Consider the following 23,256-nt stretch of genomic DNA (forward strand, 5'->3'; position numbering starts at 1 on the left):
GGAAAGGCCCGGCTGCCCGCCCTATCCGGAGGCCTACGGCGCGGGGCACCCACGGCTAACAACTACAGCCATGTTCACTGCTTTGCAACTCTCGCAGCTCGCCGCTGCCGCCTGGTCCGGCCCCGCCGCCGCGCACTTCGCCACCGTCAGCCACTATCAGGCCCCCGATGGCTACGCCCGCACCCAGTACTCCGTTTCCTACCACGTCGGCACCGTCTGCCACCTCGCGCAGGCCTCGTGCCCCTTCGAGGCCGTAGCTGCCGCCGTGCGCACCTTCGCCGCGGTCCAGCCCCACCCCAGTCTCACGGCCGCGCTGGTCGTCGTTCATGCCGCCCGGGCCCTCCGCAAAGCGGCCGCCGCCTTCTCCGGGGCCCCGCTGCCCCGGCCCGGCTTTGCCGCCCGCGCCCGCCGCCGCCGGCCCGTCGTTTCCGGCCTGCGCCGTGCGTAGCCTGCCTACTTCCGTAGCGCCCGCCCCGGTGGGGGCGGGCTGCTACTACCGGGCCGTGGCCCTGTATGCCGTGGCCCCCGGCTGGGCCGTAGTGCGCGAGCAGCGCGAGCCGGGCAGCAGCTGCTACCAGCAAACCGCCGTGGCCCGCTACCATACCGGCGAGGCCGCCCACCAGCAGGCGCAGTTCCTTAACAGGCTGGCGGCTCTGCAGGCCCGCGCCGAGGCCCTGTATGCCCGGCCACTATTCGCCGAGCCCTTTATGCAGCCGCTGCTGGCCGCCTGTGCCGCACTGGCCGCCGCCTCCACTCTCAATCAGTAGCCACCGGCCCGCGCCCCCTCGGCGGTGCGGGCCCTAACTCCCCAGTACTATGCCTGCCACCGCTACCACTTACCAGCCCCAGCTGCTCGACCCGCACAGCGCCGCGCCCCAGCCCACCAGCCCCGCCAACGGCCGCAGCTTCCGGCTGGCCGAGCTATACCAATTGCTCGACTGCCGGACCGTCGAAGTCGTGCGCTTCTCAGACGAGCTCATCCTCATCATCGACGAGGAAGGCAAGTTCCGCAACCCGGCTTACCTCAACCTGCTAGCTACCTACCTATGGTACAAGTACCAGCCCGCCGCCCGCGGCCAGGATTCCATCGTCGGCCGCGCCCTGCTCTGTCACGACAAGCAGTTCAAATAGCCCTCTTACGGCGAAGGGGCCGGCCGCTAACGGGCCCCGCTTTTTCTCACCCTCTTACCCCACTTCGTTATGGCAACCGCCACCAAATCCTCTAAAGCCCCCGCTGTTACGCCCACCGCCGTAGCTGCTACCACGCCGGCCCCGGGCCGCGCCTACCTGACGGCCACGCTCGACGAGGCCACCGGCGAGCTGACCGAAACCAGCCGCTTCCGCTATCTGCCCGGCCACCCCCGGCAGATTCGGTTCGACGCCAAGGCCGGCCAGTTCAACATCAACGGCCTCACCCAGCTGGGCCCCGCGCTCAGCTTCATTCCGCTGGCCTGGCGCATCTTCTCCGACGACATCCTCAATATGGGCCGCAAGCTGTGGGCCGAGCTTTTCTACGCCGACGATAAGGGCGCCGTATGCGCCGTGCTCTTCCACGGCTACAGCGTCGAGAACCTGTACCGCCTGATTGAGCCGCTGTTCTACGACGAGCTCACGCTGGCCGATGTAGTTGTCCATGTGCGGGCCGTGAAGAAGGAGACGACCAAGGAGGGCAAGAAGGCCACCTACTACCTGGCCGAGTTCAGCTATGAGCCCGCCGGGCTGGCCGAAATAACCGCCCGCCGTGACTTCGCCCAGGACTTCCCCCTCTGGCGGGCTGAAACCTACACTGGCGCGGCTGATATGCGCATTCAGCACGGCTACGCCGTACCCGGCGGGGATACGCCGGCGGCAGACAACAGTACCCCCGGCAGCCCCGAACCCGCCGCCCTCCCTCAAGCCGCCTAGTGCCCGGCCCCCGCGGCATCCGCCGTGGGGGCTATCAGGCAACCCACCCACTTTCTCACTTCCATCATGGATACCACCACCGAGCCACCCCGGCTGCTCATCGAGCAGCCACCCCATAACGAAGCCGAGGCTGCCTTGCTGGCCCAACTCACCGAAGCGCTGGCCACTGCCGGACCCCGGCCCGACCTGCGCGACCTGGCCCCTGATGTCCGCCGGCTCTTCCCCGGGCCCGCCTACCTGGTTGGCTGTGGCGGCGCCCACGTCTGGCTGCATCGGGTCAGTGATTCACAGCGTCTGGCCATTATCCGCTAACCCTATTTCATTTACCACCATGTTCCATAATCTGCAAGCTTACCCCAGCCTCACCCAGAAGCAGCACCGCGCCCTGCCAGCCGTCAGCAACACCGACCTGTCCGAATTGAAAGCGCAGGTTCTGGGCCAACTGCGCATGCCCAACCCCGCCGCCCTGGCCTACGGCACCGCCTTCCATGCCGCCACCCTGGAGCCGGCCACCTACCAGCGCACCCCAGAGAAGTGCCCCTGGGCCCAGCTAGAGCAGCTGGCCCGCCGCGTACGCCGCCAGCGCTACTGCCGCGACCTGCTTTACCGTGGTACTCCTGAGCTCACCCATACCGCCGTGCACGCCGAAACCGGCCTGCTGGTGAAAGTGCGCCCCGACCTGCTCGTGCGCAGTCCCGCCGGCCGCCGCCTCACCCTCATCGACTTCAAAACCACCAGCTGCCGCGACGAGGCCCAGTTCTTGGCCACCATCCAGCAGTACGACTACGACCGCCAGGCCGCCTTCTACCTCGACGCCCTGCAGGCCGACCGCTTCCTGATTATCGGCGTGCAGAAGAAGGAGCCGCATGCGGTCTGGGTATTCGACGCTACGGCTACAGCTGGCCTCATAGAGCAGGGCCGTAAGAAGTACGCGGCCCTACTCCGGCACCATACAACCAGTGGGTAGTTGAAAAGGAGGAAGGCATTGGCTCATCCTACCGCCATCTTACCCGCATCGTGCCACAGAAAACCCGGTAGCGGCGTGGCCAACTCCCAGGTAATGGCCATTGGCCGGTTGCCCTTGTGGCTCACGTACCGCACGGGACCCAGGAACACGTAGGGCATGGTTAGCCCCGCCGCGTCCTGATTCCGCTCGCGCACAAACAGCAAAATGGTTTTGCCTTGCGCCTGGTGCTGAATGTAGCTGCGGCCCTTGGGCGTGTCTTCCGCCGTGCTGTTCTGCGACTCCCAATGAAACAGCGTGTCGCTGATGGCATAGTCGTGGTAGAGCGTGGTGGGCGAGTAGTTGCGGCTGGACTTTTCGAGCGTCACAAACAGTAGTTCCGTGTTCAGCGCCGCTACATAACACACCCCTTCGCGCACCGACGGATTACGCTCGAACGTCCACACCCCGAAAGCGCACAGGATTTCGTCGCGGCTGTAGCGGCTATGCAACTGTAGAGCGCAGGAGTAGGGCAGGACCAGCGCCACAGGCGGAATGCTGATTTGCGCTTCGCACACGTCCACCACCTCCAGCACTTCCGCCGTGAGGGTCGGCAGGGCCCGCAGCGTGGCTAGGCTGTCTGGCAACGAATCCAGCCCCAACTTGGGCCCTGGCTTCTGGTAGAGCAGGTAATGCAACATGAGCCCCATTTCCGGGCCTAACGGGAGCCTCAGCAGTTGCGGTACTTCTTCCGCTGCCTCAAACACCCGCCGCACAAATGCCAGAAAAGCGGGCCCGTTGGTCTGCGCCAACCGCCACACGCTGCCCACCAGCTGCTTTTCCGTGGCCGCCAGCTCCGGCGGAGCCAGCACCCCGGCCCGCACTTTGAGCGCCGTCCAGCCCCGGTCGCCGCGCGAGCGGTAAATGTCCACCAACGCAAAATGCGTGTGCGCTAAAAAGGTGGCCAGCGTAAGCGGCAGCGCGCTTTCCAGGGCGAAGCCGCGAATTCGTCGCTCCAGCACCCGCACACTCTCGCCGGTAGCTGCCTTGATGTTGTCGAGAATGAACCGCATGGCTTCGCGCTCCATCTGGATGCTGCACCCCACCGGCAGCCGCGGAAAGCCGGCCTCCGCCTCGCTCAGCACCGAGCCGCCGGTGCGGCCCAGCAGCGCCCGGAACTTCTGCTCGTAGCTGTATTCCTGCCGGGCCTGGCCCACGAAGTCCAGCACCGTCAGGCACTCCTTGCTTTCGTGCAGGCGCAGCCCCCGGCCCAGTTGCTGCAGAAACACCGTCAGGCTTTCCGTGGGCCGCAAAAACAACAGCGTATCCACCTCCGGAATATCAACACCCTCGTTGAAAATGTCCACCACGAACAGGTAGTTGAGCTCCCCGCGCCGTAGCTGCGCCACCGCCGCCCGCCGCTGCTCGGCCGTGGTGTCGCCGCTGGCCAGGTAGCTGGCCTTCAGGCCCGCCGCCTGGAACTTGGCCGCCATCAGCCGCGCGTGCTCCCGCGTGACGCAGAAGCCCAGCGCCCGCGCCTGCTGGGGCGCCAGCAAATAGCGCTGCAGGGCCTCTAAAATGGCACTCACCCGCACGTCGTTGCTGGTGTACACGTTGGTCAGGTCCTCGGCGGCGTAGCGCCCGTTGGTCCACCGCACGTTGCGGTAGTCCACGGGGTCGGTAATGCAGAAGTACTGAAACGGTACCAGCAACCCCCGCGCAATGGCTTCGGGCAGCCGGATTTCCGCCGCAATGGTGTTGTCAAAATCCGGCAAGATGCTCTCCCCGTCGGCCCGCTCCGGCGTCGCCGTCAGCCCCAGCAGTATAGTCGGCTCAAACCACGCCAGAATGGGCCGGTACGAAGCCGCCGCCAAATGGTGCACCTCGTCAATCACCAGGTACTGGTAATAGTCGCGCGGGATGGTCTGCTGGAAGAAATCCAGCCGCGAAGCGAAGGTCTGCACCGATACAAACAGGTGCTCGAACTGCACGGGCTGCTCCGTGCCTACCCACAGCTCCCCGAAGTTGGCCTCCCCCAGAATATGCCGGAACGTGGCCCGGGCCTGCCGCAGAATCTCCTCCCGGTGCGCCACAAACAACAGCCGTGGCAGCCCGCCCAGCTGCCGGGCAAACCGGGCGTAGTCAAACGCCGACACCACCGTTTTGCCCGTGCCCGTCGCCGCCACCACCAGGTTGCGGAAGTGCCCCCGCAGGCTGCGCTCCACCGCCAGCCGGTCCAGAATTTCCTGTTGGTACGGAAACGGCCGAATGCGGAAGTTGGGCAATGAATCGGCCTGCGCCGCGCCGCTATTTTCCTGGCGCAGGGCTCGGGCCAGCTTCAGGCGCTGTTCGGGCAAACTACTGTATTCCTCAAATTCCGGCGAGTTCCAGTAGGTCTCAAACGTGCCCCGGAACTTGTTCAAAATGGCGGCATTGTCCTGGGCCGTCACTTTCACGTTCCACTCCAGCCCGCTGGTAAGCGCCGAACGGCTCATGTTGCTCGACCCGATGTAGGCTGTATCGAAGCCCGAGTTGCGGCTGAACAGGTAGGCTTTGGCGTGTAGCCGCTCGTGCGCGGTGTTGTAGCTGATGCGCAGTTCGGCCCCCGGCAGCGCGGCCAGCGCATCCACCGCCTTCTGGTCGGTGGCCCCCATGTAGGTGGTCGTGAGCAGCCGTAGCGGCTTGCCCTGCTCGGCAAACGCCTGGAGCGCGGGCAGCAGCAACCGCAGCCCGCTCCACTTCACAAAACTCACGATGAAGTCGATGCGGTCGGCCGAAGCAATTTCCTTCTTCAACTCCGCTTCCAACGACAGCTCCGAGTTGCCCCCGCTGAACAGGTCGCTTTGCGAAAACCGCAGCGCCGGCTCCATTCCATCGAGGTGCTTGCCCAAATCGTGCTGCGCGGCTAGCGGCAATTGCAGCCGTGGCAGCACGGCCCGTAGCAGTTGCCCTTCCGGCGCCAGGTCGCTGCCCGCCCCCAACACGTCCGACTTGTCCTGCAGATGGGCAATGATTTCATTGGCCAGCGTCAGCTGCTCCGCTACTTCATCGTTCTTGGCCAACTGCCCCAGCACGCTGCCCAGCAGCCGCGTCAGGTGCCGGGTGATGAACACCGCGGCATCGTCCGCCCCCAGTTTCTTCTCCGCAATGGCGTAAACCGCCGTTTCTAACGTAGCAAGCTGGCCGCGCAGCTGCTGCGTAACCAGGGTTTCGTAGTGGCCGGTTTTCAATACAGTATGGATAGAATAGCTGAGCGCGCAAATTCGCGCACTCAGCGCAATATGAATTGATTTTCAATAAGCCCTTATTGTACTCCTAAAAAGTCCCGAAAAGTCCTGCTAGGCCTTTGGCAGCTCCGGCGCGCCAAGCGCCGCATCCAGTTCTTCCGATGTGGGCAGGCTTCGGCGCAGCTCGGCGGGCAGGGCCCGCGTAAGCTGCCATTCGGCCACGCCAATTGGCTGACTCAGCCCGCGTAGTGCGTACTCAGCCACCACCCGGTTCTGGCTCTTGCACAATACCAGCCCGATGGTGGGCTGGTCGGTCGGGTGGCGCAGCAGCTCATCGGCCGCCGACAAGTAGAAATTCATCTTGCCGCTGTCCTCGGGCTTAAATTCGCCCATCTTCAGGTCGATGATAACAAAGCACCGCAGCTTGAGGTGATAGAATACCAGGTCTAAGTAGTAGTCCTGCCCGCCGACCTCCAAATGGTATTGGCTGCCTACTAGCGCGAAGCCCTTGCCCAACTCCAGCAGAAACGAGCGTACATGCGCGAGCAGGCCCCGCTCCAAGTCTCGCTCCTGCGCCTCGGGCCCCAGCGAGAGGAAGTCAAACGTGTACGGGTCCTTCAAAATCTGCTGTGCCAACTCTGATTGCTGCGCGGGCAGCGTGCGGCTGAAGTTGCTTACTGCCCGTCCCTGCCGGTGGTAGAGGCCGCTTTCCACCTGCACGGCCAGTACGTTGCGGCTCCAGCCGTTTTCAATAGTCTGCTGCACGTACCACGCCCTTTCGGCCGGGTCTTTCACCTTATCCAGCAACAGGCAGTTATGGAACCACGGAATTTGTGCAGCAGCCTGCTGCACAATTGCCAGCTCCGGCCAGGCTACGGCAAAAGCCCGCATATACTTGAGGTTGCGGGGTGAGAACCCCGACGCTTCCGGAAACTCCTGCCGCAGGTCCTGGGCCAGCTGCCCAATCACCTTGGCGCCCCAGCCCTGCTGCTGCTGCCGCTGCAGAATCTGCCGGCCAATATGCCAGTACAGTTGCACCAGCTCCGAGTTCACGGCCAGCGCCGCCCGCACCTGCGTTGCGCGGATATGGCCCTTCAGTTCCGCCAGGAACTGTGGATAGTCAGACGGTAGCGGGAGTATAGCCATGGGACGAATAAAGTAAGGGAGTACTGGCCGTATGATTGCGGCTTTGTTCCGAACTTACCGGCTCATAAAGCTACGAGCCATCCTTGCTTCCTGTCTATTCCGCGGTTTCCTTTAATGGTCTGATGCCCGGCGGGGGCACCCGGCCGTGGGCCGTACGGGTGCAGGAAGGGCCTGGCGGCAAGCTGAGCCCATTCGTGGTCAAGCTGTTCAAGGCCTCGCACCTCGACCAGCATCCGCACCTCGCCGCCGAAGTATTTGGCTCCGTGCTGGCCGATATGTTCGACCTGCCCCGCCCCGACCCGGCCCTGATAGAATTCTCTCCGGCTTTCCGGGATACGCTCAACGAGCCGCAACAACAGCAGCTGGCCGAAACAGCCCCTGGTTTGTTGTTCGGCTGCCGCCTGGTAGAGGGGCCGTACGCCTATTCCCGCTCCCTGCCGCTGAAAAAGCTGGAGGAGTACGACATGGAGACCATCTATGGCTTCGACAACCTCATCCTCAATACCGACCGCCGCCCCAATAAGCCCAACCTGCTCATGACCAATGACGAGGAGGCGGTTCTGATTGACCACGAGCTGTCCCTGTCCGGCATTGCGCGGGCTCTCAGTAATTTAAGTGCCGGGTATTGGGAACACTTGTACCAGCAGCATCTGTTCTATGCTCCCCTGAAGGCCCGCGGGCCGGCCGCCACCGCTGCTGCTTTCAATACCTTCACCGAGTACCTGCGCGGCCTCAACCCCGCTTTGCTACTGCCGTACCACCACCAGCTGGCCGACCTGAATTGCTCGTTGCCCGACTTCGACCTATTCCTGGACTACCTTCGTTACCAAAAGGCGAATGCCGGTCAGTTCCAGACGCTGCTACGCCAAACCCTTGTATGAACACGATTTACTTCAACCTGCTCAAATACGTGCACTCTCCCTTTCTCGGGGAGGAGGTGAACGTGGGCATCCTGCTCTGCTTCCCGGAGCAGGGCCGGCTGGAGTTTCGTTTTCCGGCCAAGTTCAAGCGGCTGCGCAACCTGTACCAGTCTTTTTCGGAGCGGCAGCTGCTCACCTACCTCGATAGCTTCGGTAAGCGCGTGGCCCGCGCCAACACGGAGTTAAGCCCCACCCGTAGCGCTGAGCAGTACACCGCCTTTATCACCCGCGAGCTGGTGCCCGCCGATGCCACGGTGCTGCGCTTCGGCCCGCTTACCAAGGCAGTTGTTTGTGCCGATGATGACCCTCAGCAGGTAGCCGACCAGTATTACGAGCTCTACTTTGCCGAAACCCAGCCCGCGCCCCGCGCCGGCCAGCACAAGCGCGACTCATTCCTGCTCAGTAACTTTCGCCGCCACCTGGAAGCGCACGATGCGGGGGTGTTCCAGCTGCTGCGCCGCAATGTAGAGGTGCAGGCCGCCGCTACCACGGTGCGGTTCGATTATGCCTGGAAGAATGGCACCGAAAACTTTATCAAGCCGGTAAGCTTCGATTTGGCCGACGCCGACGAGGTCAACCGCAAAGCTATTTACACGCACGGCTGGCTGCATCTGCTGACCCCGGTAGCCGAGGCAGGTAACTACCGCTTCGATTTGCTGCTGGCTTCACCTACCAACCGCAAGCTGCTGCCTGCCTTTGATAAGGCTGTAGAGATTCTCAGCGCTACCGTTGCCCCCAAGCAGCTCATCACGGAAGGTCGCCGCCTCGAAGAGTATTCCTATAATGCGGCCCGCTACCTACGCCAGCATTATCACGCCGACCCGACAGATCTGTACGCCGAAACACCCTTAGAATAGCCCCGCTCAACGGGGCTTTTTTGTGCCTGTGTAGCGGCGTGCGATAAGCGATAATTGTCCGATAACGCCATCAAGCCCTGCAACGGCAGATTACGAAAAAAACCGCCCTCCGAATTAGCAGAGGACGGTTTTCCGGTATTTAGTCAGAAGGTGTGATTACAGTACCGAACCGGCATCGGCTTCTATTGGTCTGTCGGCACTTCTTCCGTTTCCCGCGCCACCGCTGACGCTACATCCTTTCCTGGAGCCGCAGCCCTCGCTGTCGGCGCCGACGGTATAATCGGGGTACCCGCAGTTACCTCCCCAAACAATGGGTCAGCCGATAGCGGCTGCCCACCGTTGCCATCTGGAATCGGGTTGAATAGCTGCTCTTCCTCGCCCGGTGTACTCTGGCCCAGCAAGCCCGTCAGCTGGTCGGGTTGCAGCACATCCAGCAGGTCGTGTACCAGCAGCGTCTGGGTGCTCACGTCCACGTTATAGAGCTGGTTGAGCGCGTTCATCTGTGTGGCCGCGTCTTGGCTGAGCCGTAGCGCGTCGGCCAGCAGCTGGGAGTAGCGCCGGGCCTTCTGGTCCGACCGGGCCCGCTGGCGGATAGCGCGCTTCATGCGCCGCTTGAATTGGATTTGATAAGCAGTAAGTGCCATGAGGTAGAGGTTAGACAGGAGAGATGAGAAGTGAGAAAAGTGCCAGATAATTGAGCAGAAGAGGTGAGGAGCAGAAGTAGGCCGGTAACCGGCTCTCACTTCTCGCTTCTCACCTCTCACTTCTGTCATCAGGCCACGTACTCAATAGCCAGCGGGTTCGTGCTGTTGTTATTGAGGGCGTAGAACTTGCCGTTAATCTGCTGGTAGAAGTTGATGCCCACCACGCCCACCACCAGATTAGCCGCCGTCGGGGCCGCTGGGAAGCTGGCCACCACCGTCTGGTTTACCAGGGCTGCGCTGTTGATGGGCAGAATGCCCAGCGGGGCGGCCACCACGGCCCCGGTGAACGTCATCAGCTCCATGTCCAGGTCGGCCGCCGCAAACACTACCTCGAAGTGCGTAGCGCCCTGCGGAGCCGCAATGTCCGAGGCTGGATTCAGTGCCGGGATGCTCATGGTCACGTCCGCCCCGTTGCCGGTTAGCTCGTAGGGGAAGTACATGGTCTGCCCAATGCCGGCCCCGGCGTTGAAGTTGAAGCCGAGCAGGGGCGCCGAGTTGCCCGAGTCGAACACACGCTGGCCCCGGTCGTTCGTGTCGTCGAGGCCGATGACCTCGCGCATCACTTTCGTGAGGCGGGCCGCCACCTGACTGTCGCTGGCCGAAGCAATAGCCACCCGCAGCGAGTCGCGCAGCAGCTTGCTGTACTTGGCGGCCAGGCCAAACTCGGCCGCGTTTTCGCGGGTCCGTGCCCGGCTGGGCGAATTGGCGAAAGCCGCCTTATCGCTGGCCGGTTTCTGGGAGATGTTTCCGTTTTTGCTGAACACCAGGCCCCCTACGGTGCCCTGGATGCCAATAATGCCCGTCTGACGTGCCATAGTAGTAAGTTGTTAAGGGTTGGAAAATCCGTTGTGCTGTGGCTGCTTGCGCTTGCGCGACGTTGCTACCAGGTGCAGCCCACCCCGTAGCGCCGCTTGTTTTTGTAGTTGAATTTCCGCCACTGGCGCGGCGTGAGCACGCCCACCGCCCCGCACTTCCAGAGCCCGCGCCGGGCAGCCAAGGCGGAGGCCTGCTGGGCGGCCCGCCCAGGTATCCGGTTGGGGTCCCATGCCCAGGCCCAGCCCCGTACCACCAGCAGCGAGTCCAGCGCCAGGGCCGGCCCACTGGCTACCAGCAGTCGTATAGTTGCCAGCGTCCGTCCGTACAGGTCCACGCCGCGCCGCCCGAGTAGTACCAGTCGTTCAGGGGTGAGCAGCCGCGCCACCGAGTCGCCCGCCTGACGCCCGAAGGGCTGGTCTGGTTCTGGTGCGTCCACGCCCAGCAGCCGCACCCGGTACACCACGCTCCCAGCCAGCACGTCGTAGGTATCGGCATCCACGACCCGCACCACCCGCCCAACTTCCTCCCTGGGCAGGGTGAGGGTTGGCCTCACAGTAGTCACCACTTGAGCGGCCGCCTTATTCAATCCGAAACCAGCGGCAACCAGAAGCAACCACCAGCTGATATACAGTGCTTTAACTTTCATATCGCGAACCTACAACCGGCTTTTTACCGTTGTATATTCGCTTATCCAACTAGCCCCAATTCGCCCCAACATGCCCCAGGTTTGCCTCTACCCCAAAGACGTTGCCCAGCTCACCGGCACCGGCTACGACGCCGGCAAGCGCCTGTTGCAGCGCATCCGCACCCAGTTGCGCAAGCCCGCCCGCGCCTACGTTTCCGTCGCCGAGTTCTGCGCTTACACGAGCCTGCCGGAAGCCGAAGTAGCCGCTGCCCTCAACGCTACGCCAGCGCCACCCAACCGGGGCTAAAGGCAGGACGGAGGCAGTCTGCAGGCACCTTATAGCCACCGGTGCAGGAAGGCACCGTTGCTACTTGTAAGTAGCGTTTACAAGTAGACTTACAAGTAGGGGCCTCTCACAAAACGAGGAAACAGCCTGCCAGGACCAGACAACTCTTTTGCCGGGTCACGCATCTGGCAGTAGGTCATAGTGCTTGCGGCCGCGCTTCGTATTCTCTCGCATGCTCACTCCCTGGTGTAGCTGTCCGGGCTTGCCTGTGGCCTAACTGCCTCTTTCTCTCTTTTACCGCATCTTGCTTGCAGATGAAACTACTTACTATAGCTGCAGGCTTACTGCTGAGCATCACTGCCTCTGGACAGGATATCCGTTCCTATGTGACGGCGAATACGGTGCAAATTGCCACGCTTGATGCCGCCACCGACGACTACGCCGATTTAGCGGCCGTGGGCGAGGCCATTGGCGAGGCCCGGGTCGTCATGCTGGGAGAGCAGGACCACGGCGACGGCCCGGCATTCCAGGCGAAAACGCGCCTGATAAAGTACCTGCACGAGCGCAAGGGCTTCACCGTCCTGGCCTTTGAGAGTGACTTCTACGGCCTGACAATGGGATGGGACCAGTTGGCCAGGCAACCCGATTCTATCCGGCACTTTTTGCAGCGGAATATCTTTCCCATCTGGACGCGCAGCGCGGACTGTCGCTACCTGTTTGAGCAGTACATCCCGCAAAGCCTTCAAACTGCCAACCCGCTCCAGGTGAGTGGCTTCGATTCGCAGCTGTATCTTGACTACAGCTACTTGCACCTGCGCGCAGACCTGGACCACTACCTGACTGGCTCGGGTATCGTCGGCAGATTTGCCTCCCCGGCCGCCTACCAGCAGTTTCTGGCGGCAGTGCAGGGGCTGATGGTGAAGCAGCGTACGAATACGCCCGGCGCATTCTCCTCTGCTATGGGCAAAGCCCTGGAAAAGGGCCTGCAGCTGATTAGCCAGGCCCAGCTTGCTACCCACGATACTTCCGGCTGGCCGCGCATAATCGCCAGCGTGCAGGCGTCCGTTGCGAAGAGTTACCCGCTGCTGGCCCGGGATAAGGCAATGGCCGATAACCTGAAGTATCTGGTAGCTACGCGGTATAAGGATGCTAAAGTCATTGTCTGGGCCGCCAATGCCCATATCATGCGCTATCCGGACCAGCAACCAGGCAAAGGCAGGGCTTTCGACCTGGTAATCCGCAACAAGATGGGCACGTATTTTACGCAGGACCCGCAGTGGGCCCGGCAAACGTACGTGCTGGGCTTTGCTTCGTATCAGGGTACCGCCGGCCGGCTAACCATGGCCGCGCCGTATACCGTTCCGTTGCCGGAGAAGGATGGCCTGGAAACCTGGATACCCGCGGGCATTTCCTACGGCTTTCTTGATTTCACGCCCTACAACAAGCAATTCAACCATCCAACGGCCCCCTTCTCGCTGAAAAGCCCTGGTCATTTCCTGCCCCCGGCCCCTATTCCTCCGCTTGCGTGGAATTTAGCGTACGACGGCCTGTTTTTTATCCGTGAGATGCAGGCGACGAAAAAAGCCGACTAGACGTTGACCGCTTTGCCTGTGCCTGACTTGGCTGCTAGCAGAAACCTGCCACACAAACTGGCTTTGTACCAGCTTTTAGGTCCGATACCGTAACGTGCTATTTTTTGCTTTCCGGGAGCATCCTAAGCCAACGCCCATTACCCCACCGGCTCTTTATCGTACCACTCGCCCAGGATAGCCTGCCAGGCCTCCAGCACCGCCGGGGCCAGCAGCCGGGCTTTGTCCTTGGCATAGCGGTCCGTCACGTCTTCCTCCGCGTGCCCAAGCACCAGCTTAGCCAAAGCCTTATTGCCGTTGCCTGCCTGCTTGAGCAGCGTGCCGGCCGTGTGCCGCGCCGTATGCGTGCCGATGACCTGATGAACCGGCCGCCAGTTGTGCACCACCTTGCCGCCCGTAATCAGCCGGTCGTCCCACTCCCGGTTCAGGCCGGCCTGCTGGGCCACCTGCTTAATCCATTCGCCCCGCTGCTGCCAGGTGCGGGCCGGAAACTGCCAGCCCCACCGTTCCCCAATGCGCACGGCAATAGGAGGGAGGGGCACCGCCGCATCGTTGCCCGTCTTGCCCTGCGCGTGCAGCAGCGCCGGCACCGAAGTGCCATCGGCCAGGGGCAGAGTAATTCGCTCGCGCTTGTCGAACTTCTCCAGGTCCTCGTAGCGCCGCCCGCTGAAGAGTTGAAACAGCCATCGGTCCCGCTCCTCGGCCAAGTGCTCTTCCGTCGGCTTCCACGCAATCAGCTGCCGCACCTCTTCAATCTCCAGGTCCAGCTGCGGCGCGTTCTTGGCCGAGTACTGCAGCCAGGGCATATCCGCCTTCAGGCCCAGCTGCTCCAGGCACTTGCGCAGGCCGGTGAAATGCACCTTGATGGTGGCGTCCGATTTCTGCAAATCCAGCAGGTGCTGCTGATATTCCTTGGCTACTTTCTGCGTCACCTGGTCGGGGCGCAGGTCGGGCTGCCAGCTTTCCATCATCGTGGCCAGCTGGTCGTACTTGCGCAGCGAGTCCTTGCCCAGGTTGCGGTTCTGCTCCTTCCACTCCTCCAGCACCTGCCGGAACGTGGGGCTCTCACTCACCTTCGGCGCCGCCGACGCTACGGCCTTGGCCTGGGCTTTCGGGAACAGCTCGGCAAGCAGCGCCGCCTTCTCTACTTTCTGAAACGGAGCCGCGTCGAAGAGTCGGTTGAAGGCTGCCAGAATATCCCGCTCCCAGTCACTGAGCCGGCCGTTGAGGGCCACAGAGTCATCGTGGTTACGCTGCACCCGGCCCATCTTGGCGCTCCACAACTCTTCCGGCTGCCCGTTTTTGCCCAGGTGCTGCGGCAGCACCCGCTCCCCGGTGTTCTCCTGGATTTCCTGCCCGTGCCAGCGCGCCGTGAGCCGCAGCGGGCAGTAGCCCTGCTTATCGGCCTCGGCCAGTCGCGGATGCAGGCGGATGCTTATCTTCCTTTTGAACTGCTTTGACTGGTCCATCGGTCGGGATAATAGCAGGGTGTCGCCCTGGCTTTCGCCTCGGTTTCCGCCCTGGTTTTCTTCCTAAGGTAGTCTGAGATTATCGGATAGTCAAGCTAAATCCGCAACCAAATGTGCCCTGACGGCAACCAAACCGCTATAAACGCAAAAACACCCGCCGGTTATGGGCGGGTGTTTTTAGGCGTTGCGCTCCCTCCTGGGCTCGAACCAGGGACCCTCTGATTAACAGTCAGATGCTCTAACCGGCTGAGCTAAGGAAGCGGTTATGGCGGCGTTTTTTGCCGTTGCTGGTGCAATATTAAGGCAAAGTTCGGGAAGCACCAAACCCGGCTTTCAAAAAAATAACGGTTATTTTTCTAGTTCGTGATTGTCAGGGTATTGCCTGAGAGGGCGGTGCTGTAGCGGCGCAGCGGCAGCGTGGCCGGACCACCCTGGGGCTGGCCCGTGAAGCCGAATTGCGACTGACAGCAAGGGTCGAAGAGGCGCAACAGGGGCTCGATGCGCACCCGGCCGCAGGTGTCCTGGGGTTGGTAGGGGCAGGTGCGGTCGAAGGCCAAGTAGAAGCCGGCGTTCTGGCGCACCACAATCAGGCCCCGCAGGCCGCCCTTGTGGTACACGGCCCCGTTGTCGAAGCGCAGGGCGCTGTTCTGCTGATCGGTCAGGAACAGCACCTCGTTGACTACGGCCAGCGGAATCTGGGGCTGCGCATTGTTGCCCGAGTTGCAGGCGGCCAGGGCCAGCGTGGCAGCAGCCAGCAGCAGAGGAGCAATGAAGCGGGAGGGAAGCAATAAAGCCATGCAGCAAGCAGGAAAGTGAGTTCTGACTTCGCCAACGCGGCCGCAGCCCTGATAGTGTACGGGCGGCGTTTCAGTTCTTGGCCGCTCCGGCCGGTGGGTACTCGTAGAAGCCGCGGCCCGATTTGCGACCGTGGTGGCCGGCGTCTACTTTCTGCTGCTGCAGGCGGCTGGGGCGGAACTTAGCATCGAAGTGAAAGGCCTCGAACATGGCCGACGTAACCAGGTAGTTGCTGTCGACGCCAATCAGGTCCATGAGCCGGAAGGGGCCCATGCGGAAGCCGGCCGACTCCAGCAGCTCATCAATTACTTCCAGCGGCGCCACCTGCTCCTCGGCCAGCTTCAGCCCCTCCACGTAGTAGTGCCGCGCTACGCGGTTCACGATGAAGCCCGGCGCATCGGCGGCCCGCACCGGACGCTTCCCCAGGCGCTCGGCCAGCGCAAAAACCGCATCGGCCACGGCGGGCGCGGTGGCCACGCCACTGATAACTTCCACCAGCTTCATGATGGGGGCCGGGTTAAAGAAGTGCATGCCCACCACGCGCTCGGGATGCGGGATGCCAGCCGCCAGCCGCGTAATGGGCAGCGACGAGGTATTGGAGGCGAAAATGCTCGTTGCCGGATTCTGCTCGGCCAGCTGCCGGAACAGCTGCTGCTTCACATCGAGCCGCTCCACCACGGCTTCCACCACCAAATCGGCGCGCACTTCGGCCAGCTGGTCGGTGAGGGTGAGACGGGCCAGCGCGGCGTCGCGCTCCGCGGGGCTGATTTTCTGCTTTTCCACCAGCTTGCCCAGCCCCGCCGCAATGGCCTGCTGCGCCTTGGGCAGCATGTCGGCATTGATGTCGAACAGGATGGTGGGCAGCCCGTGCTGCACGCACACCTGCGCAATGCCCAGGCCCATCGTGCCCGCGCCCACAATGGCCACCGTTTCTATAGAAATGGGCTGATTGACGGCGGGCGGGGTGGGAGAGGGCATGGGATAGTAGACGAAAGGGGAAGCTAAAGGCAAAGAAAACGGCAAAAAAATCAGCGCAATCAGATCAATCAGCGCAAATCAGTGATTTAGAGCAGGGATTCAAACTGCCGCAGGAAGCGCGTATCGTTTTCGGTAAACAGGCGCAGGTCCTTGATCTGGTACTTGAGCATCGTGATGCGCTCGATGCCCATGCCCCAGGCGTAACCCGAGTAGCGCTCGGGGTCGATGCCCGACTGTTCCAGCACGGCCGGATCGACCATGCCGGCCCCGCCGATTTCCACCCAGCCCGTGCCCTTGCAGATGTTACAGCCCGCGCCCTTGCAAATCAGGCAGGTGATATCAATTTCGGCCGACGGTTCGGTGAAGGGGAAGAACGAGGGCCGGAAGCGTACCTGCACGTCGTCGCCGAACAGCTCCTGCACGAAGTAGTACACCGTCTGCTTGAGGTCGGCGAAGCTCACGTTTTCGTCGATGAAGAGCGCCTCCACCTGATGAAACATCATGTGGGCCCGGGCCGAAATAGCCTCGTTGCGGTACACCCGCCCCGGCATAATGCTGCGGATGGGCGGCTGCTGGGCCTGCATCACGCGCACCTGCACCGGGCTGGTGTGGGTGCGCAGCAGGTAGCTGGCCGGAGCCTTGGCCTCGGCCGAATCCGCGCCGCCGCTTTTCACGAAAAACGTGTCCTGCATGTCGCGGGCGGGGTGGTTTTCGGGGAAGTTGAGGGCCGTGAAGTTGTGCCAGTCGTCCTCGATTTCGGGTCCCTCGGCCACGTTGAAGCCGATGCGGGCCAGAATGCGCACAATTTCCTCGCGCACCAGACTTAGCGGGTGGCGCGTGCCCAGGGCCTGGGGCACGGGCGGCAGCGTGTAGTCGAAAGTGGGGTCGGCGGGGGCGTTGGCGGCGCCGGCTTCCAGCTGCTGCTGGCGCTCCTCGAAGCGCGCCTGGGCCAGCTGCTTGAGCTGGTTGAGCTCCTGGCCCACGGCCCGGCGGTCGGTGGGCTCTACGGTTTTCAGCTGGTCGAACAGGTCGGCCAGCTGGCCTTTGCGGCCGGTGTAGGCAATGCGGAACTGGTCGAGTTGTTCGGCCGTGGCAAGGTCGGCGGCTTCAATTTCCGCCCGCACCCGGGCAATGGTTTCCTGTAGCATGGCGCAAAGGTAACCTGATTGCCGATTGTGTGTCGGGGTTGGTTGAATTGATAAAAATTGCAAATTGATTATCAGGTAGATAAACGTAGAACGGGCCGGCATTGCTACGGCTGCCAGCCGAGTTGGTACGGTTGCTGCAAAACTGCCAACCAACCCGCCGGTACCTACCGGCCGTGCCGCCCCGCCACCCCGGCCGGTCGTCTTCACTCCTGATTTTCGTTGCGATGAAAAAGCTGTTTTTCGCGGCCGCTGCGGCCGTTGCCTTCCTCAGTGCGCCCCTGGCCCAGGCCCAATCAACTACCCCCGCACCCGCTGCCAGCACCAGCCTGAACGACGCCGACGGCTGGGGCGACTGGCCCGCGCCAACTTCCGCCGCGGCCCCCGTTACCGCTGCCGCCCCGGCCGTTGCTACTGCTGCCGACGATGCTATGATGCACTCCTCGGGCGTACTCGTAGCGCCGGGCATGAGCTCCTCGCCCTACCGCGGCACCAGCACCGACTATAACGGCCGCCCGGTGGCCCGCCGCAAATCGTTCCGGCCGCGCTCGGTGCGCACTCCTTCCTCCGACCCCATGATGGCCTCCTCGGGCGTGATGCTGGCTTCGGGTATGAACACGGGCCCCTACCGGGCCGCCAGTACCGACTACAATGGCCGGCCCCTGCGCCAGCCGCAACAGCCGTCCCAACTGGCCGTGCAAACACCCGCTGCCGAACCCACGGTAATGACGGCCGGCTGGTAGGCCAACCGGGCAATTGGGCGGCAACTGGCCGGAACAACCGGGACACAACGGGCCCGGCCGTCCGAATTCGTAGAAAAATGGAACGATGCAGCTGCTTGGGCCGTTAGGCAACTTCCGGGCAGCGTGCGCGTTAGCCGGGAATCTGAACGCCGGATTCGGGAGCCGCCAATATTTCGGGCCCCGAAATGTGAGAAGAGTATTTCGGACCCGCGCAAGGCGCTGTATCTTTGCGTTAACAATCTGTTTAGCATCTGTTTCATGACGAATCGTCAACTAGTTCCGCTGTTGCTGCTCGGCGGCATATTTCTGGCCGCACCGGCCGTAGCCCAGAAGAAGTCGTCGGACGGCTGGGGCGACGCCGGCGACGGCTGGGGCACTCCGGCTCCGAAAAAAGCCGCTCCGGCCAAGGCTGCGCCTGCCAAAACCGCTAAGGCGGCTCCGGCCATGGCTGCACCCGAGCCCGCTGCACCCGCCGCCGCCGCTGCTTCGGCGGGCAGTGAGTGGGGTGGAGCCGCCGGCGCTACCGGCGGCGCCGCTGCCGCTACCGGTCCGGTGTACGAGGAGCAGCCCATTGGCGCCAGCATTGCGCCGGGCTTCACGGCCGCACCTTCGCGCCGCGTAACTACCGACTACCGGGGCCGTGCGTTGGCGCCTTACGTTCGCCGCTCGGTGCGCTCGGCCGATATTGCGCCGCCCACGATGGCTGCCCCCGCGCCCATTCTGGTGCCTGAGCCCGAGCCGATTGCCGCCGCTCCCGAACCAATGCCCGTAGCCAAGCCTGCCGCCGCGAAAGCCGCCACCTCGGCAAGCACCAAGAGCGGTGGCGCTGCCGCCGCTACAACCACCAAAAAAGCCGCACCCGCCAAGAAAGCGCCCGCCAAGAAAGCCGATGACGGCTGGGGCAGCGGTGGTAGCGGTTGGTAGCCGCCCGCAAACTGCCTTCAAGGCCGGTTTCAGACCAGCCCAACCAGACAAAAGAAAAGCCCGCTCAGCAGTTGCTGAGCGGGCTTTTCTTTTGTCTTATGCAGAACCGGAAGGGCTAACCTGCCGCGCCGGCCACTTCCACCAGCACCGGCTCGGCAATGGGGGTGGCGCGGTAGTAAAGGGTGCTGCAGTTGTCGGGGCGCAGCACCTCGCGGGCAGCGGCCTGCACCTGCGCCGGCGTCACGGCCTGGATTTTCGCGCTTTCCTCGTTTACCAGATTGGCGTCGCCGAGCAGCTTGCTGAAGGCCAGGCTCATGGCCCGGTTCAGTAGCTCGATTTCGCCGAACACGATGCCTACTTCGGCCTGGTTTTTTACTTTTTGCAGCTCCTCAGCGGGCACTTCGGTTGTCAGCAATTCGGCTACCACGGCTTCCAGCGCCATATCTGCCTGCTCCAGCGTGATGTCGGCGTTGAGCTTGCCGCTGATGACGAGCAGGCCGGGTTCCATGGAGCCCATCACGGAAGCCGAAAGCGAGTTGAACAGCTCCTGCTCCTTCACCAGCTTCTGGTACAAGCGGCTCGACTTGCCCCGGCCCAGCACGTCGGACAGCAAATCGGCGGGGTAATAGCCCTCCTGGCCCCGGCCGGGCATGTGGTACACCTTATAGAGGGCCGACAGCGGCACTTCGGCCTTTATTTCGAGGAAGCGGGCTTCCTCCTGGCGGGGCTCGGCGGGCAGCTGCCGCTCGTAGCGGGTGCCGCCGGGAATGGGGCCGAACCACTTTTCGGCCAGCCGCCGGGCCTCGGCCACGGTTACGTCGCCGGCCACTACCAGAATGGCGTTGGCGGGGGCGTAGTGCTTGGCGAAGAAAGCCCGCACCTGCGCCATCGTGGCGTCTTCGATGTGGCTGATTTCCTTGCCGATGGTGGCCCACTGGTAGGGATGGTGCTGGTAGGCGAGGGGCCGCAGCTTCAGCCACACGTCGCCGTAGGGCTGGTTGAGGTAGTTCTGCTTGAACTCCTCGACCACCACCTTGCGCTGCACCTCCAGCCCGTTATCGGAAAAGGACAGGTTCAGCATCCTATCCGATTCGAGCCAGAAGCCGGTTTCGAGGTTGGCGGCGGGCAGCGTGAGGTAGTAATTGGTGATGTCGGGCGAGGTGAAGGCGTTGTTCTCGCCGCCCACCAATTGCAACGGCTCGTCGTAGCTGGGGATATTCACGGAGCCCGAAAACATGAGGTGCTCGAACAGGTGGGCAAAGCCGGTCTGGTCGGGCGTTTCGTCGCGCGAGCCCACGTTGTAGAGCACGTTGAGCACGGCCAGCGGCGTGGTGTGGTCTTCGTGTACGATGCAGCGCAGGCCGTTATCGAGGGTGAATTCTTCGAACTGAATCATAGGAGAGAGAAGCAAAGCGAAATGTAGCGCGAAGCTTCTGCTTCGCGTGCCGTTGAACAATTACAAGCAGCGCGGTACAACCATACGCGAAGCAGAAGCTTCGCGCTACTAACCTGCCGGCCGAAACAGAAGTTTCGGCCGGGGCCGGCGGCTACAGCGTGGCCCGCACGCCCACCACCACGGTGCGGGCGGTGGGGTAGGTGCTGGCATCGAGGCCGGCCTGCTGGTTGTCGGAGCCGGCGGAGCTGATATTAGGGTCGAAGCCCCGGTAGCCGCTCAGCACCAACAGGTCGTGGCCACCCAGCCACAGGCTCACGCTCCGGGCTTCCTGCTCCCACACTTTGTAGCTGAGGCTGAGGGCCGAAAGGCGCACGTGGTTACCCGCTTGTAGCACATAGTCTACCAAGCTAGAAGTGTCATAGAAGCCAGATGCCCCGGCGGCGGGCACGTCGGTGTTGGGGTTGGCGGGCGTCCAGCGGTTGCGCACCCGGGCCGATGCGTTGCTGCGCCCGCCGTTGGGGGCGTCCAGAATCAGTCCAACGGTGTTCAGCACCGAGTAGCCAAACATGCCATCGGCCTGCAGCTGCAACGCGAAACGGCCCAGCCTGAGCTGCTGGCCGAAGCTGAGTAGCTGCCGGGGCAAGCCGTTGCCGAGGGGCTGCTGGTCGAAATAATCGATTCGCCCGTCGCGGTTCGCATCCTCAAACCGGGGCTGGCCGGTGGCAGCCTCAGTGCCTAGGTAGCGCAGCCCGTAAAATGTGCTCACGGGCTGCCCGTTGCTTGCGCGCTGGTAGGCGCTTAAATAAACGGCCGGAAACTCCGACTCGTAGCGGTTGCGGTTGATAGCCGCCGCCAGCCGGCTGCTGCCCTGCATAGCCCCCACCTGCCAGTTGCTGCCCACCGAAAGCTCTAGGCCTTTGTTACGGATGCGGGCCAGCTCTTTGCTGCCGGACGAGAAATACTGCTGATGACGGGTGTTGCGGGCGTAGCCCTGGAGCGTAACGGTCAGCTTCTGGTCGAACAAACCGGCCTCCATCCCTACATCGGTTTGGGTGGTGAGGTCGGGCGTGAGCACGTTGATTTGCTGCGTTAAATTGGTGCTTGAAGGGACAATAAGCGCCGCGAAATTACGGCCAATCAGCCCGCGGCCCGACGTGCGGCCCCAGCCTGCCCAGACTTTCAGCGAGTAGTTGACAGGAGTCCAGAAATCCTCGCCCGATACCCGCCACACTGCCTGCACACCGGGCAGCCACTGCTGGCGGTCGGTTTCTGCGAAGCTGCTCGACGCATCGCGCCGGAGCGTGGCAAGCAGCTGGTAGCGTTGGGCGAAGGTATAGTCAGTGGTCAGCTGGTAGAAGCTAACTGCATTACTCGCCCGGTTGCTGATGGTGCCCGAAAACTGTGGCTGGATGAGCAGGTATGAACGGATTTCCTCGGTGGTGCGGCGCGCCTGATGCTGGTATTCCAGCCCGGCCGCTACTACATGCCGCTGGTCGCCGAAACTGCGAGCATAGCGCACCGATGGGGTGAGCACCCACTGGCTGTAGGTGGCGGTTAAGTCGTTACTCAGGCCCCCTGGGTAGCTGCCAGCGGCCTGCTGAAACGAGCTGCTGCGCACCGTGGCGCGTTCCAGGCCGCCGCGCAGGCCCAGGGTCAGGCCATTGCTGAGCTCATAGTGGAGGCCGGTTTGGACCAGCAGCCGGCGTTGAGCAGGCGTCTGGTAATTCTCCTGGGCCACCCGAATAGGCGCAAATCCCAGCGGCGAGCCCGGCGGGTCGGTGGGCGACTGGGTAGGCAGGGCGAGCAGGCCAATCTGCAGCGTAGCAGGCAAGGGCCGGCGCTCATTGGTCTGGCTGAGGCTGGCCGTAGCATCGAGGCGTATATGCTGGCCTACGCGCTGGTCGAGGGCTGCTCGCAGGGCGTAGCGTTGCAGGCGCGAGTTCAGCAGCACCCCATTTTGGCCCAGGTAATCAGCCCCGGCGTGGTAGCGGGTGCGGGCCGTGCCGCCCTGCAAACCCAGGTGGTGCTGCTGCACGGCGGCCGTGCGCAGCAGCTCGTCCTGCCAGTCAGTGCCCTGGCCGAAAGCGGCCACCTGGGCGGGTGAAAAGCGCGCGGGCTGGCCGTAGCGCTGGGTTACTTCGTTGGCGAGAGTGGCAAATTCCTGAGCATTCAGCAGGTCGTAGTGATAGCGGGTGCGTTGCACGCCGCCGTAGCCTTCGTAGTTCAGGCGCGGCTTGCCCGCCTGACCCCGACGGGTGATGATGTGGATAACACCATTGACTGCCTGCGAGCCGTACAGCGCAGTTTCGTAAGCCCCTTTGAACACTTCCACATGTTCTATATCCTGCGTAGGAATGCTGAGCAGCGGGTTGGAGTCCAGCTCCAGCGTGTGCTGAAACACGGGCACCCCATCCACCACGTACAGCGGCTGCGCGTTGCCCGAAAGGCTGGCCGCCCCCCGGATGCGCACCACTTCGCCGGTGCCGGGCGCCCCCGAGTAGGGCGTGGCCTGCACCCCGGCCACCTGCCGGAGCTGCTCCTGGAGGGGCAGGAGGGAGGTAAGCAAGTGAGACGATACAATAAACTCGTCCTTGATAAAGCCTCTGGTACTATCCGGCACCTGCACGGCCACACGGCGCGGGCTAAGCGTGTCGGGTTGCTGGGCCAGGGCGGGCAGGGCGAGGGGCAACAGGAAACTGAGAGGTAGCAGTCGAACCATAAAATAGGTGGGGCAGGGAAATAGGACTCTAAAGGTAGATGTGGAGCCCGCTAGGATTTCACAATCGGG

23 protein-coding genes and 1 tRNA gene are annotated in these 23,256 nt (G+C 63.0%); 12 read left to right on the forward strand and 12 right to left on the reverse strand.

Annotated features, from left to right (window positions below; translation table 11 throughout):
* Positions 1-70 precede the first annotated feature (70 nt).
* From H145_RS0104460 to H145_RS0104485, 6 genes are all read left to right on the forward strand, one after another.
* Positions 71-448 (forward strand): hypothetical protein, encoded by a 378-nt coding sequence (locus H145_RS0104460; protein ID WP_019946937.1) that lies wholly within the window; start codon positions 71-73, stop codon positions 446-448.
* Positions 441-767 (forward strand): hypothetical protein, encoded by a 327-nt coding sequence (locus H145_RS0104465; protein ID WP_157541161.1) that lies wholly within the window; start codon positions 441-443, stop codon positions 765-767. The genes H145_RS0104460 and H145_RS0104465 overlap by 8 nt, the downstream gene beginning before the upstream one ends.
* 49 nt (positions 768-816) lie before the next feature.
* Positions 817-1,131 carry a DUF3846 domain-containing protein gene (locus H145_RS0104470; RefSeq protein WP_019946939.1) on the forward strand — a complete coding sequence of 105 codons (315 nt, stop codon included), beginning with the start codon at positions 817-819 and terminating at the stop codon, positions 1,129-1,131.
* 69 nt (positions 1,132-1,200) lie between these two features.
* Positions 1,201-1,905, forward strand: a complete 705-nt coding sequence (locus H145_RS0104475; protein ID WP_019946940.1) for a hypothetical protein — start codon at positions 1,201-1,203, stop codon at positions 1,903-1,905.
* 66 nt (positions 1,906-1,971) lie between these two features.
* Positions 1,972-2,217, forward strand: coding sequence for a hypothetical protein (locus H145_RS0104480; protein ID WP_019946941.1), 246 nt, complete (start codon positions 1,972-1,974; stop codon positions 2,215-2,217).
* A gap of 19 nt (positions 2,218-2,236) precedes the next feature.
* Positions 2,237-2,872, forward strand: a complete 636-nt coding sequence (locus H145_RS0104485) for a PD-(D/E)XK nuclease-like domain-containing protein (protein WP_019946942.1) — start codon at positions 2,237-2,239, stop codon at positions 2,870-2,872.
* Positions 2,873-2,895: 23 nt separating this feature from the next.
* Here H145_RS0104485 and H145_RS0104490 read toward each other — a convergent pair whose 3' ends face one another.
* Both H145_RS0104490 and H145_RS0104495 read right to left on the reverse strand, forming a co-directional pair.
* Positions 2,896-6,078: a DUF3427 domain-containing protein gene (locus H145_RS0104490; protein WP_019946943.1), complete on the reverse strand. Its 3,183-nt coding sequence runs from the start codon at positions 6,076-6,078 to the stop codon at positions 2,896-2,898.
* A gap of 108 nt (positions 6,079-6,186) precedes the next feature.
* Positions 6,187-7,221, reverse strand: a complete 1,035-nt coding sequence (locus H145_RS0104495; protein WP_033425870.1) for a PDDEXK nuclease domain-containing protein — start codon at positions 7,219-7,221, stop codon at positions 6,187-6,189.
* Between the two features lie 122 nt (positions 7,222-7,343).
* Here H145_RS0104495 and H145_RS0104500 point away from each other — a divergent pair, with 122 nt between their 5' ends.
* Together H145_RS0104500 and H145_RS0104505 are read left to right on the forward strand one after the other, a co-directional pair.
* Positions 7,344-8,102, forward strand: a complete 759-nt coding sequence (locus tag H145_RS0104500) for a HipA family kinase (protein ID WP_019946945.1) — start codon at positions 7,344-7,346, stop codon at positions 8,100-8,102.
* Complete coding sequence (locus H145_RS0104505) at positions 8,099-8,998, forward strand: DUF3037 domain-containing protein (RefSeq protein ID WP_019946946.1); 900 nt, start codon at positions 8,099-8,101, stop codon at positions 8,996-8,998. Before H145_RS0104500 ends, H145_RS0104505 begins: the two co-directional genes overlap by 4 nt.
* A gap of 182 nt (positions 8,999-9,180) precedes the next feature.
* On the opposite strand, the gene H145_RS0104510 is transcribed toward H145_RS0104505, so the two are convergent.
* The 3 genes from H145_RS0104510 to H145_RS0104520 all read right to left on the reverse strand — a co-directional run bounded on the left by H145_RS0104510 (position 9,181) and on the right by H145_RS0104520 (position 11,071).
* On the reverse strand, positions 9,181-9,642 hold the full coding sequence (locus H145_RS0104510; RefSeq protein ID WP_019946947.1) for a hypothetical protein: 462 nt from the start codon (positions 9,640-9,642) through the stop codon (positions 9,181-9,183).
* A 128-nt stretch (positions 9,643-9,770) separates the two neighbouring features.
* Positions 9,771-10,517, reverse strand: a complete 747-nt coding sequence (locus tag H145_RS0104515) for a hypothetical protein (protein ID WP_019946948.1) — start codon at positions 10,515-10,517, stop codon at positions 9,771-9,773.
* 65 nt (positions 10,518-10,582) lie between these two features.
* Entirely contained in the window at positions 10,583-11,071 is a 489-nt protein-coding gene (locus tag H145_RS0104520) for a thermonuclease family protein (protein ID WP_240471659.1), read from the reverse strand.
* Positions 11,072-11,234: 163 nt separating this feature from the next.
* Here H145_RS0104520 and H145_RS0104525 point away from each other — a divergent pair, with 163 nt between their 5' ends.
* Positions 11,235-11,450: a hypothetical protein gene (locus H145_RS0104525; protein ID WP_019946950.1), complete on the forward strand. Its 216-nt coding sequence runs from the start codon at positions 11,235-11,237 to the stop codon at positions 11,448-11,450.
* A gap of 293 nt (positions 11,451-11,743) precedes the next feature.
* A complete protein-coding gene (locus tag H145_RS0104530) occupies positions 11,744-13,021 on the forward strand; it encodes an erythromycin esterase family protein (RefSeq protein ID WP_083937673.1) in 1,278 nt (425 codons plus the stop codon).
* A gap of 137 nt (positions 13,022-13,158) precedes the next feature.
* On the opposite strand, the gene H145_RS0104535 is transcribed toward H145_RS0104530, so the two are convergent.
* From H145_RS0104535 to pheS, 5 genes are all read right to left on the reverse strand, one after another.
* The gene (locus tag H145_RS0104535; RefSeq protein WP_019946952.1) at positions 13,159-14,487 is read right to left on the reverse strand and encodes a tyrosine-type recombinase/integrase; all 1,329 of its coding nucleotides are present in this window, start codon (positions 14,485-14,487) and stop codon (positions 13,159-13,161) included.
* Between the two features lie 187 nt (positions 14,488-14,674).
* Positions 14,675-14,748: transfer RNA gene (locus H145_RS0104540), tRNA-Asn, on the reverse strand.
* 95 nt (positions 14,749-14,843) lie between these two features.
* Positions 14,844-15,284, reverse strand: coding sequence for a Rieske (2Fe-2S) protein (locus H145_RS0104545; protein WP_019946953.1), 441 nt, complete (start codon positions 15,282-15,284; stop codon positions 14,844-14,846).
* Between the two features lie 70 nt (positions 15,285-15,354).
* Complete coding sequence (locus H145_RS0104550; protein ID WP_019946954.1) at positions 15,355-16,260, reverse strand: 3-hydroxyacyl-CoA dehydrogenase NAD-binding domain-containing protein; 906 nt, start codon at positions 16,258-16,260, stop codon at positions 15,355-15,357.
* A gap of 86 nt (positions 16,261-16,346) precedes the next feature.
* Positions 16,347-17,408: a phenylalanine--tRNA ligase subunit alpha gene (pheS, locus tag H145_RS0104555; RefSeq protein WP_019946955.1), complete on the reverse strand. Its 1,062-nt coding sequence runs from the start codon at positions 17,406-17,408 to the stop codon at positions 16,347-16,349.
* Between the two features lie 224 nt (positions 17,409-17,632).
* Between pheS and H145_RS0104560 the strand changes: the two genes are divergently transcribed.
* Both H145_RS0104560 and H145_RS19975 read left to right on the forward strand, forming a co-directional pair.
* Complete coding sequence (locus tag H145_RS0104560; RefSeq protein ID WP_019946956.1) at positions 17,633-18,148, forward strand: hypothetical protein; 516 nt, start codon at positions 17,633-17,635, stop codon at positions 18,146-18,148.
* Positions 18,149-18,406: 258 nt separating this feature from the next.
* Positions 18,407-19,072: a hypothetical protein gene (locus H145_RS19975; RefSeq protein WP_157541167.1), complete on the forward strand. Its 666-nt coding sequence runs from the start codon at positions 18,407-18,409 to the stop codon at positions 19,070-19,072.
* 115 nt (positions 19,073-19,187) lie between these two features.
* Here H145_RS19975 and H145_RS0104570 read toward each other — a convergent pair whose 3' ends face one another.
* Positions 19,188-20,468 (reverse strand): M16 family metallopeptidase, encoded by a 1,281-nt coding sequence (locus H145_RS0104570; protein WP_019946958.1) that lies wholly within the window; start codon positions 20,466-20,468, stop codon positions 19,188-19,190.
* Positions 20,469-20,619: 151 nt separating this feature from the next.
* The gene (locus tag H145_RS0104575) at positions 20,620-23,187 is read right to left on the reverse strand and encodes a SusC/RagA family TonB-linked outer membrane protein (RefSeq protein WP_169513161.1); all 2,568 of its coding nucleotides are present in this window, start codon (positions 23,185-23,187) and stop codon (positions 20,620-20,622) included.
* Between the last annotated feature and the right edge of the window lie 69 nt (positions 23,188-23,256).

Source organism: Hymenobacter aerophilus DSM 13606 (assembly GCF_000382225.1).
In the GTDB taxonomy this organism is placed as follows: domain Bacteria; phylum Bacteroidota; class Bacteroidia; order Cytophagales; family Hymenobacteraceae; genus Hymenobacter; species Hymenobacter aerophilus.